The sequence below is a fragment of the Saccharothrix sp. CB00851 genome (genome assembly GCF_001905065.1).
In the GTDB taxonomy this organism is placed as follows: domain Bacteria; phylum Actinomycetota; class Actinomycetes; order Mycobacteriales; family Pseudonocardiaceae; genus Actinosynnema.
In genome coordinates, this window is record NZ_LWLC01000031.1 from 90,335 (window position 1) to 100,346 (window position 10,012).

Consider the following 10,012-nt stretch of genomic DNA (forward strand, 5'->3'; position numbering starts at 1 on the left):
TCGGAGGTCGGAACCCGTTGTCGTGAACGGGGTCAGAACCCGTTGTCGTGAACGGGGTGCAGCCAGCAGGCCACGGTGCGGTCGGCAGGAGCCTCGTGTTGTGAGGGAACTCCGAGCACCGGGACCTCCACACCGCAGCGCTCCATTGCGTGCGGACAACGTGGGTGGAACGCGCAGCCGGGCGGCATGCCGCGCAGGTCCGGCGGTGAGCCGGGGATGCCGGTCAGCTCCCGCTTCGGTCCGCGCAGCGCGGGGAACGAGTTGAGCAGGCCGTGGCTGTAGGGGTGCAGCGGGTCGCGGTAGAGCGCGGCGGAGCCGGCCTCCTCCACGATCCGGCCGCCGTACATGATCGCGATCCGGTCGGAGAACTCGACCAGCAGGGACAGGTCGTGGGTGATGAACACGACCGAGAACCCGAGCCGTTCCCGCAGTTCGACGAGCTGGCGCAGGATCTGCCGCTGCACCACCACGTCCAGCGCGGTGGTCGGCTCGTCCATGATGACGACCTTCGGCTCCAGCGCCAGCGCCATGCCGATCATCACGCGCTGCCGCATGCCGCCGGACAGCTGGTGCGGGTAGCTCTCCAGCCGGTCGGCGGAGATGCCGACCAGGTGCAGCAGCTCGCGGGCACGGGCCAGGCGGGACGCGGCGGTGCTGCCCGGGTCGTGCGCCTTGATCACGTCGGTGAGCTGGGTGGAGATCCGGTGCACCGGGTTGAGCGAGTTCATCGCGCCCTGGAACACGATCGCGGTCTCCGCCCAGCGGAACTTCCGCAGCGCGGCGTGGTCCATCCGGAGCACGTCGACCGGGTCGCCGCCGTCCGGGTGGTAGAGCACCTCGCCGCCGGTGATCACGCCCGGCGGCGGGAGGAGCCTGGTCAGGCCGTAGGCCAGGGTGGACTTGCCGCTGCCGCTCTCGCCCGCCAGGCCGAGGACCTCGCCCCGGTGCAGGGTGAGGTCGACGTCGCGGATGGCGTGCACCGCGTCCTCGCCCAGGCCGTAGTCCACGTTCAGGCCGCGGATCTCCAGCACCGCGTCGGTCACGGCGTCTCCCTTCCCTCGGGCCCGGCCTTCGTCGCGAGCACCGGCGTGAAGCCGACGCGCATCCGCACGGTGTGGCCGTCGGCGGTCTTGACGTTGGTCTTGCCGCCGCCGCGCAGCCGCGGGCTGACGAACTCGTCGATGCCGAAGTTCACCAGCGACAGCGCGGTACCCAGGAGCGCGATGGCCAGGCCGGCGGGCACGAACCACCACCACGCGCCCTGCGCGAGGGCCTGCTGGCTCTGCGCCCAGTACAGGACGGTGCCCCAGTTCCAGTCGCCGCCCGCGCCGATGCCGATGAACGCCAGCGTGATCTCCAGGGTGACCGCGAAGATGACCGTGCCGACGAAGCCGGAGGCGATGACCGCGGTGAGGTTGGGCAGGATCTCGAACAGGATGATCCGCCACGTCTTCTCGCCGGTGGCGCGCGCGGCCTCGACGTAGTCGCGCCCGCGCAGCGACAGCGTTTGCGCCCGCAGCACGCGCGCACCCCAGGCCCACGACGTGAAGCCGATGACCAGCGCGATGGTGATCGTGCTCGTCTCCGGCAGCGTCGAGGTGATGATGATCATCAGCGGGAGCGCCGGGAGCACCAGGAACACGTTGGACAGCGCGGAGAGCAGCTCGCTGCCCGCGCCGCCGAGGTAGCCGGACGTGACGCCGACCAGCACCGACAGGATCGTCGCCACGATGCCCGCGATGAACCCGACGAGGATGACGCTGCGCGTGCCGACCACGACCTGGCTGAAGATGTCCTGGCCCAGGTGGGTGGTGCCGAACCAGTGCGCGGCCGACGGGCCCTGGAGCAGGTCGTTGCTGCGCCCCGACGGGTCGTAGGGCGCGATCCACGGCCCGATGATCGCGACCAGGGCGAAGAAGCCCAGGATCACCAGGCCGGTGGTGGCCTTGGGGTTGGCCACGAACCGCAGCCTGCGGCGCTTCGCCGGCGCCGCGACCGGGGTGGCCGTTCCGGTGGTGGGGACCACGGTCATGGCTCAGCCCTCCCGTCGGGTGCGCGGGTCGAGCGCGAGGTAGGCCACGTCGGCGAGGAAGTTCGCCAGCAGCACGGACAGCGTGATGATCAGGAAGATGCCCTGCATGAGCGGGTAGTCCTTGGCGCCGACGGCCTGGAACAGCTGCAGGCCCAGGCCCGGGTAGGAGAACACGATCTCGACCAGCAGCGTGCCGCCGACGATGAAGCCGAGCGACAGCGCGAAGCCGGAGACGTTGGGCAGCAGCGCGTTGCGCGCCGCGTACCCGACCATCACCCGGCGGTCGGGCAGGCCCTTGGCGTGCGCGACGGTCACGTAGTCCTCGGAGGCCACCGTGACCATCATGTTGCGCATGGACAGGATCCAGCCCGCCATCGAGGAGACCAGGATGGTGAACGCGGGCAGGATGCCGTGCTGCACCACGCTGCCGATGAACTCCAGGTCCGGGTTGGGCACCAGGCCGTTGTCGTAGGCGCCGGAGGCGGGGAAGAAGCTGTCCGGGCCGGTGAGCAGCGCGATCGCGATCAGGCCGAGCCAGAAGTACGGGATGGACGACACGAACGTGGTCACCGGGATCAGCGCGTCGGCCCACGAACCGCGCCGCCACCCGATGCCCGTGCCCAGCGCGGTGCCGATCAGGAAGCCGAGCACGGTGGTGATGCCGACCAGGCCCAGCGTCCACGGCAGGCCGTCGCCGAGCACCTGCGACACCGGTGACGGGAAGTAGGTGAACGACAGGCCGAGGTCGCCGCGCAGCAGCTGGCCGAGGTAGGTGAAGTACTGCTCGGCCAGGCTCGCGTCCTTGTCCAGCCCGAACAGCACGTACAGCGACTGCACGGCCTCGGTGGTCATCTGGCCGCGGGACCGGGTGATCAGCGCCTGCACCGGGTCGCCGGGGATGGCGCGCGGGATGAAGAAGTTGATGGTGATCGCGGCCCACGCGGTGAACACGTAGAACGCGATCCGCTTCAGGAGGTAGCTCACAACACCACCTCGCCGCCGTGCCGCACCTCGGCGACGCGCAGCTTGACCTTGTCGCTTTCGGCCAGGTCGTCACCGTACAGCCAGCAGGCGGCGAAGTGGCCCTCACCGTCGCCGATGGCGAACCGCGGCGGCACCTTCTCGGCGCAGACCTTCATCGCGTGCGGGCAGCGCGGGTTGAAGCGGCAGCCCTGCGGCGGGTTGATCAGCGACGGCGGCTCGCCCGTGCCGCCGTCCTTCTCCTGCACGGCGGGCCGGTCGGGGTCCGGCGCGGAGTCGATCAGCAGCTGGGTGTACGGGTGCGCGGGCCGCTGGGTGACGGTCTCGCTGTCGCCGCCCTCGACCACGCGCCCGGCGTACATCACGAACGTCTCGTCGGCGAAGTAGCGGGCCGACGCGATGTCGTGGGTGATGTAGAGGATCGCCAGGTGCAGGCGTTCCTTGAGGTCGCGCAGCAGGTTCAGCACGCCGAGCCGGATGGAGACGTCCAACATGGACACCGGTTCGTCGGCCAGCAGCACCTCGGGGTCGGCGCCCAGGGCGCGGGCGATGGCCACGCGCTGGCGCTGGCCGCCGGACAGCTCGTGCGGGAACTTGTCCACGTACCGCTCGGGCGGGGTGAGCTGCACCCGGGTGAGCAGGTGGGCCAGCGCCTCTTCCAGCTCCCGCGGCGTCTTGCCCGCGTTGCCGTGGATCCTCAACGCGCGGGTCAGGTGGTAGCGCACCGTGTGCACGGGGTTCAGCGACGCGAACGGGTCCTGGAAGATCATCTGGACCCGCTTGCTGTACGCCCGGAAGCGCTTGCCACCCTTGGTCTTGACCGGCTCGCCGTGCAAGCGGATCGCACCGGCGGTCTGGGGGTAGAGCTGCGCCAGCAACCGGGCCACCGTCGACTTGCCCGAACCGGACTCGCCGACCAGCGCGGTGACCCGGCCGCGGTGCAGCCGGAGCGTCACGTCCTCGACCGCGCGCACCGAGCGCGTGGTCTTCGACAGCAGCTCACGCCCGCGTTTGCGGACCGGGAAGTGCTTGGTCAGGCCATCGGCCTCCAGGACCACGTCAGTGGTCCCGGAGGCCGACGGTGCGGTGCTCGTCGTCATGCGGCCGGCTTCAGGTGCAGGACGACGTCGAGCGCGTTCTCCAGCGTGGGCTGCAGCGGCGCGTACTGGTTGGACTCGTCCGGCCAGCCCTCCCAGTTCTTGGTGCTGTACTGGCCGCCCGCGTTGGCCGCGGAGGTGATGGCGACCGGCATGTCCCGCACGAAGATCTGCTGGAGCTTGTGCAGGGCCGCGTTGCGGGTGGTGTCGTCGGCGGCGTTGGCGTACTCGTTGAGCAGCGCGGTCGCCTCGGGGTTCTCGTAACGGCCGTAGTTGCCGTTGATGCCGCCCTCGCCGATCGGCTTGAACAGCGCGCCGTTCATGATGTTCTCGTAGATGTCGTACGGCGTCGGACCGTTGTTGGTCCAGTGCAGCGCGGCCTGGAAGTCGCCGACGTCGAGCGCCTTGCTCCACGCGTCGGCGTTCGGCAGGTCGACCGTCGCCTCGATGCCGATCTTGGAGACGTTGTCCTTGATGATCTCCAGGTTCGTCACGTAGTCCGACCAGCCGGACGGCACGGTCATCTTCAGCGTGACGGGCTGGCCCGCCGGGTCCTTCAGCTTGTCGCCCTCGAAGGTGAAGCCGGCGCCGGTCAGCTCCTTCTTCGCGGCCTCGACGTCGACCGTGACGATCTTGTCCTTGAACTCGGGCGCGATGTAGGAGTCGCCGGCGGGGGTCGGGATGCCGGTGATGTTGTCGACCTTGGGGTAGAAGTACCCGGCCTCACCCTGCATGAAGATGTCGTCGCGGTTGATCACCATGTTGACCGCGCGGCGCAGGGCCGGGTTGTCCCACGGCTTGACCTTGGTGTTGAACCACAGGCCGTGGATGCCGAGCACCGGCGGGAAGTAGAGCTTGTAGTGCTCGGGGTCCTTGGAGGTGTAGACGGCCTCGTAGTTCGGGATGAACACGAAGCTCCACTCGGCCGCGCCGGTCGCCAGGGCGGTGGTCTGCGCGTTGTTGTCGCTGTAGGAGGTGTAGCGGACCTCCTTGACCTTCGGCAGCTCCTGCCAGTACGAGTCGCGCACGGTCAGCGTGACGGTCTGCGGCGTGAACGACTTCAGCGTGTACGGGCCGCTGCCGACCGGGGTCTTGACCGTGTCCGTGCTCGGCTCGGCGATCGTCGACCAGATGTGCTTGGGCACGATCAGCTGCTCGAGGATCTTCTTCTGGTTGACGAACTGCGACTTGGGGAAGCCGACGTCGACCTTGTTGCCGGAGGCGGAGATCGTGTCGTAGGGGACGGAGTCGACGTTCAGGCCGGGGTTCTTCTTCAGCAGCTCGAAGGTGAACGCCACGTCCTCGGCGGTCAGCGGCTTGCCGTCGGACCACGTCGCGCCGTCGCGGATGGTCAGGCTCAACTTGTGGTAGTTCTCCGACCACGTCCAGTCCGTGGCCAGCCACGGCTTGGGCTTCTCCGCGGGCTTGGTCTCGTTCACCATCGCCAGCGGCTCGAAGATCAGCCGGCGGTAGCCGAGCGAGCTGGCCGCGGACGTGTTGAGGAACGGGTTGTTGTTCTCGGTCTGCGGACCGTTCGGCATGCCCACGTTGAGCACGCCTTGGTTCGTGCTGTTCGCACCGGGGTTCGAGGTCGAACAGGCGGCCGAGAACAGCAGGGCTGCCGCGACGGCGAGGGCGGACGTTCGCCTGAGTCGCATGGGTTCTCCTTGTCGGGCTGGGGAGGGGCGAGCGCTCGTGAGTGCGGGCCGCGGGTGCCATCGCGGCTGGGACGCTGGACGCGTCCTCGTGTCGCTGCAGACTCAACCCCGGTGAGACAAGTCACGTCAATAACGAACAGGTTACAAACTTAGTCTAATTTTAAGTCGCAAACTAAGGTCCGTGCCGTGGCTCCGAAGCGCACCACCGTCCGCGACCTGCGTCGGCAGAACCGGTCGACGCTGCTGTCGACGCTGTTCTTCGACGGGCCTTTGAGCAGGTACGAGCTGTCCCGGCTGTCCGGGCTGTCGGCGGCGACGGTGTCGAACGTGACCGGCGAGCTGGTCGACGACGGGCTCGTGGTCGAGGCGGGCTCGGTCGACTCGGACGGCGGCCGGCCGCGGGTGCTGCTGCGCGTCAACCCCGCGTTCGGGCACGTCGTCGGGGTGGACGTGGGCGAGACCGGGATCAAGGTCGAGCTGTTCGACCTGACGTTGACCCAGTTGGCCGCGTTCGACCACGCGCTGTCGCCGTCGTCGCCCGCCGCGGTGGCGTCGTTGATCGCTTCGGCGGTGCGCGACGTGGTGGCTTCGGCCGGGGTTTCCGCGTCGACCGTGCTCGGCGTCGGGATCGGCGTTCCGGGGACGGTCGAACAAGGCGCCACCGCGGTCGTGCACGCGCCGACCATCGGGTGGGCCGGCGTGCGGCTGGAGGAGCTGGTCGCGGCGGCGTCGGAGTCCGCGTGGCCGTTGTACGTGGAGAACGGGGCCAAGACGCAGGGCCAGGCCGAGATGTGGTTCGGCGCCGGGCGTGGCGCGCGGCACGTGGTGATAGCCCTCATCGGGTCCGGCGTCGGCGCGGCGGTCGTGACCGACGGTGGCGTGTACCGGGGTGCGACCAGCTCGGCGGGCGAGTGGGGGCACACGACCATCGTGTACGGCGGTCGGCCGTGCCGCTGCGGTGCGCTCGGGTGCCTGGAGGCGTACGTGGGCGCCGAGGGCATCCTCGACCGGTACCGCAAGGCTCGCGGGCGTGAGCTGCCCGGCGGTGACGAGCAGTCGACGGTGGCCGCGCTGATCGACGCCGCACCCCGCTCGAAGACCGCCGCCCGCGTGCTGGAGGAGACCGCCGGCTACCTGGGCGCGGGCATCGCGAACCTGGTGAACCTGTTCAACCCGGAGCGGATCGTGCTCGGCGGCTGGGCGGGCCTCGCGCTGGGCGCGCACCAGCTGGACCGGATCGTCGCCGCGACCCGCGCCCACGCCCTGCGGCACCCGTACGAGCAGATCTCGATCGAACTGGGCCGCCTGGGCCCGGACGCCGTCGCCGTGGGCGCCGCCACCCTCCCCGTCGCCGCCCTGCTGGACCGCGCCGCCGACCCCCGCAAACCGGCCACCCGCGCCGACATCGCCTGACCACCCGCGTGTCCTACCTCCAGAACGCGAGAGTCCAACGTTCAGAACGGGTGAGTTGAACACTCGGAGTGGTTGACAGGGCGGGTCGGATGGGCCGACGCTGGTCGGGAGAGCGCTCTCCGAGGCAAGGGGTGGTGGCGTGGACGAGCCCGATTTCGACCTGCTGGTCGGCAAGTTGGACGTGGCGCGCAAGGTGCGGCTGCTGACCGGGGCCACCGTCTGGCGGACGCACGACGAGCCGGACATCGGACTGCGGTCGATCGTCGTGTCGGACGGGCCGATCGGGGTGCGCGGCCAGGGCTGGGACGAACGCAGCACGTCCCTGGCGCTCCCCTCCTCCACCGCGCTCGCCGCCACCTGGGACGTCGACCTGGTGCGACGGCTCGGCGTGCTGCTGGCGTCCGAGGCGCGCCGCAAGGACGTCGACGTGCTGCTCGCACCCACGCTCAACCTGCACCGGTCGCCGTTCGCCGGGCGGCACTTCGAGTGCTACTCCGAAGACCCCGTGCTCACCGCGCGCATCGGCGCCGCCTACATCACCGGCGTGCAGAGCGGCGGCGTCGCGGCCACCGCCAAGCACTACGTGGCCAACGACTCCGAGACCGAACGCATGACGCTCGACGCCGACGTGGACGAACGGACGCTGCACGAGGTCTACCTGGTCCCGTTCGAGGCGGCGGTCGAGGCGGGCGTGTGGGTGGTGATGTCGGCCTACAACGGCGTCAACGGCACCACCATGTCGGAAAGCCCGCTGCTCGCCGAGCCGCTCAAGGGCGCCTGGGGCTTCGACGGCCTGGTCGTCTCCGACTGGGGCGCGGTCCGCTCCACCGCACCGTCCGCGAACGCCGCCCAGGACCTCGCCATGCCCGGCCCGGAGAGCCCGTGGAACGACCTGGTCGCCGCCGTCGAGAACGGCGAGGTGCCCGAGAGCGCCCTGGACCGCAAGCTCGAACGTCTCCTCCGACTGGCGTCCCGGGTCGGCGCGCTCAACGGCGCGACACCCCTGAAACCCGAGGTCACCGCGCCGCACGACCTGCTGCGCGAGGCGGTCGCGGCGAGCACCGTGCTCCTGCGCAACGACGGCACCCTTCCGCTGTCCCCCGGCGTGAAGGTCGCCGTCCTCGGTCCCAACGCCGCCACCGCCCGCATCCAGGGCGGTGGCAGCGCGGGGGTCTACCCCGAGTCGGTCGTGTCGTTCCTGGACGGCATCGAGGAGGTCGCCGACGTCGTGCACACCCCCGGCGTCCGACTGCAGAACCGCCCCTCTCCCCTGACCACCGCCAACGCCCGGCACCCGCACCACGACGAGCCCGGCGTGCTGGTCCGCCTGCTCGACGCCGACGGCACCGAACTGACCACCGAACACCGCTTCCTCGGCCGCATCCTGGAGGTGCCCCTGGTCGAGGGCGCGCACACGGTCGAGGTCCACGGCAGGCTCACGGTGGACGTGACCGGCGAGTGGACCCTCTCCGTCGCCGGCTTCGGCCGCCTCACCCTCGACGTCGCCGGCGAACGCCTGGTGGACTCCGACGTCCCCCTGGACACCGACGACCCGGCCGTCATCCACCTGACCCCGCCGTACCGACAGGCCACAGCGCACCTCACCGCGGGCACCACCGTCGACCTCGTGGCCCGCCGCGAACTGCGCACCCACACCGGCATCGCGACCGTCCTCGCCGCCGACCCACCCCGCCTGAGCGGCGCCGACGAACTCGCCCACGCCGTCGAACTCGCCCGCACGAGCGACGTCGCCGTGGTCGTGGTCGGCACCACCGACGAGATCGAGAGCGAGGGCTTCGACCGCACGTCCCTGGCCCTGCCGGGACGCCAGGACGAACTGGTGCGCGCGGTCCGCGCCGTGAACGACCGCACGGTCGTCGTGGTCAACTCCGGCGGCCCCGTCGAGCTGCCGTGGCGCGACGAGGTGTCCGCCGTCCTGCTCACCTGGTTCCCGGGCCAGGAGGCCGGCCACGGCCTGGCCGACGTCCTCTTCGGCCGGCGCGAACCCGGCGGCCGCCTACCCACCACCTGGCCGGCGACCCAACACGACCTACCCGTGTCGAACGTCGTACCCGACCACGGCATCCTGCGCTACGACGAGGGCCTCCACCTCGGCTACCGGGCGTGGCACCGCTCCACCACCCACCCGGCCTACTGGTTCGGCCACGGCCTCGGCTACACGACCTGGACCTACGAGGACGCCACCACCACCGCATCCGGCGTCCGCGTCCGCCTGCGCAACACCGGCGACCGCCCCGGCCGCGAGGTCGTGCAGGTCTACGTGACCCGACCGGACAGCGCCGTCGAACGCCCCGAACGCTGGCTCGCCGCCTGGGCCGTCGCAACCGCCGAACCGGGCCGAACCACAACCATCGACATCACCGTGCCCGCCCGGGCCTACCAGCACTGGACGACCGACGGCTGGACCACCGAACCCGGCCGCTTCACCCTGCTGATCGGCCCCTCATCCGCCAACACACCACTGACCATCCAGCATTGACCCACCACCCCCAACCACACCCGCCCACGCCTCCCCGCCGCCGGCCGGCCGTTTTCTCCGGCTAACGTGAGAAATGCGATTTAGGTTGTCAAAGGTTGCATCTATCACCCAAACGAACGACACCCCATCGGACCGCAACCAACCCGCAGAGGCCCTCAAACGCGGCCACAACGGACCCGCAGCCAACCCGCAGAGGCCCGATTTTACATGGGGTTAGGGTGCTTTAGGCTGGTCGAAGCCGGGCAGGCTTGGCGGGCGCTTTATCCGCCAGGCCTGCCCGGCTTTGGCCTGCCTGGAGTGCCCGTAAGCTTGATCTTTAACCTCGGGGTTG

At 70.2% G+C, this 10,012-nt stretch carries 7 protein-coding genes; 2 read left to right on the forward strand and 5 right to left on the reverse strand.

What is annotated here, in order from left to right:
* Positions 1–32: 32 nt before the first annotated feature.
* From A6A25_RS27855 to A6A25_RS27875, 5 genes are read right to left on the reverse strand one after another with little or no spacing between them, the layout of a single operon-like run.
* Complete coding sequence (locus A6A25_RS27855) at positions 33–1,043, reverse strand: ABC transporter ATP-binding protein (protein ID WP_073895138.1); 1,011 nt, start codon at positions 1,041–1,043, stop codon at positions 33–35.
* Positions 1,040–2,032 carry an ABC transporter permease gene (locus A6A25_RS27860; protein ID WP_073895140.1) on the reverse strand — a complete coding sequence of 331 codons (993 nt, stop codon included), beginning with the start codon at positions 2,030–2,032 and terminating at the stop codon, positions 1,040–1,042. Before A6A25_RS27860 ends, A6A25_RS27855 begins: the two co-directional genes overlap by 4 nt.
* A gap of 3 nt (positions 2,033–2,035) precedes the next feature.
* Positions 2,036–3,016, reverse strand: coding sequence for an ABC transporter permease (locus A6A25_RS27865; RefSeq protein ID WP_073895142.1), 981 nt, complete (start codon positions 3,014–3,016; stop codon positions 2,036–2,038).
* On the reverse strand, positions 3,013–4,113 hold the full coding sequence (locus A6A25_RS46925) for an ABC transporter ATP-binding protein (RefSeq protein ID WP_073895145.1): 1,101 nt from the start codon (positions 4,111–4,113) through the stop codon (positions 3,013–3,015). Before A6A25_RS46925 ends, A6A25_RS27865 begins: the two co-directional genes overlap by 4 nt.
* The gene (locus A6A25_RS27875; RefSeq protein ID WP_073895147.1) at positions 4,110–5,768 is read right to left on the reverse strand and encodes an ABC transporter substrate-binding protein; all 1,659 of its coding nucleotides are present in this window, start codon (positions 5,766–5,768) and stop codon (positions 4,110–4,112) included. The genes A6A25_RS46925 and A6A25_RS27875 overlap by 4 nt, the downstream gene beginning before the upstream one ends.
* Before the next feature lie 186 nt (positions 5,769–5,954).
* Here A6A25_RS27875 and A6A25_RS27880 point away from each other — a divergent pair, with 186 nt between their 5' ends.
* Together A6A25_RS27880 and A6A25_RS27885 are read left to right on the forward strand one after the other, a co-directional pair.
* A complete protein-coding gene (locus A6A25_RS27880; RefSeq protein WP_073895149.1) occupies positions 5,955–7,181 on the forward strand; it encodes an ROK family transcriptional regulator in 1,227 nt (408 codons plus the stop codon).
* A gap of 139 nt (positions 7,182–7,320) precedes the next feature.
* Positions 7,321–9,681: a glycoside hydrolase family 3 C-terminal domain-containing protein gene (locus A6A25_RS27885; protein WP_073895151.1), complete on the forward strand. Its 2,361-nt coding sequence runs from the start codon at positions 7,321–7,323 to the stop codon at positions 9,679–9,681.
* Positions 9,682–10,012: the final 331 nt, after the last annotated feature.

Bases quoted from the DNA above. Each gene is read 5' to 3' on its own strand.
- A6A25_RS27860 (WP_073895140.1), bottom strand. From the start codon at position 2,032: ATGACCGTGGTCCCCACCACCGGAACGGCCACCCCGGTCGCGGCGCCG.
- A6A25_RS46925 (WP_073895145.1), bottom strand. From the start codon at position 4,113: ATGACGACGAGCACCGCACCGTCGGCCTCCGGGACCACTGACGTGGTC.
- A6A25_RS27875 (WP_073895147.1), bottom strand. From the start codon at position 5,768: ATGCGACTCAGGCGAACGTCCGCCCTCGCCGTCGCGGCAGCCCTGCTG.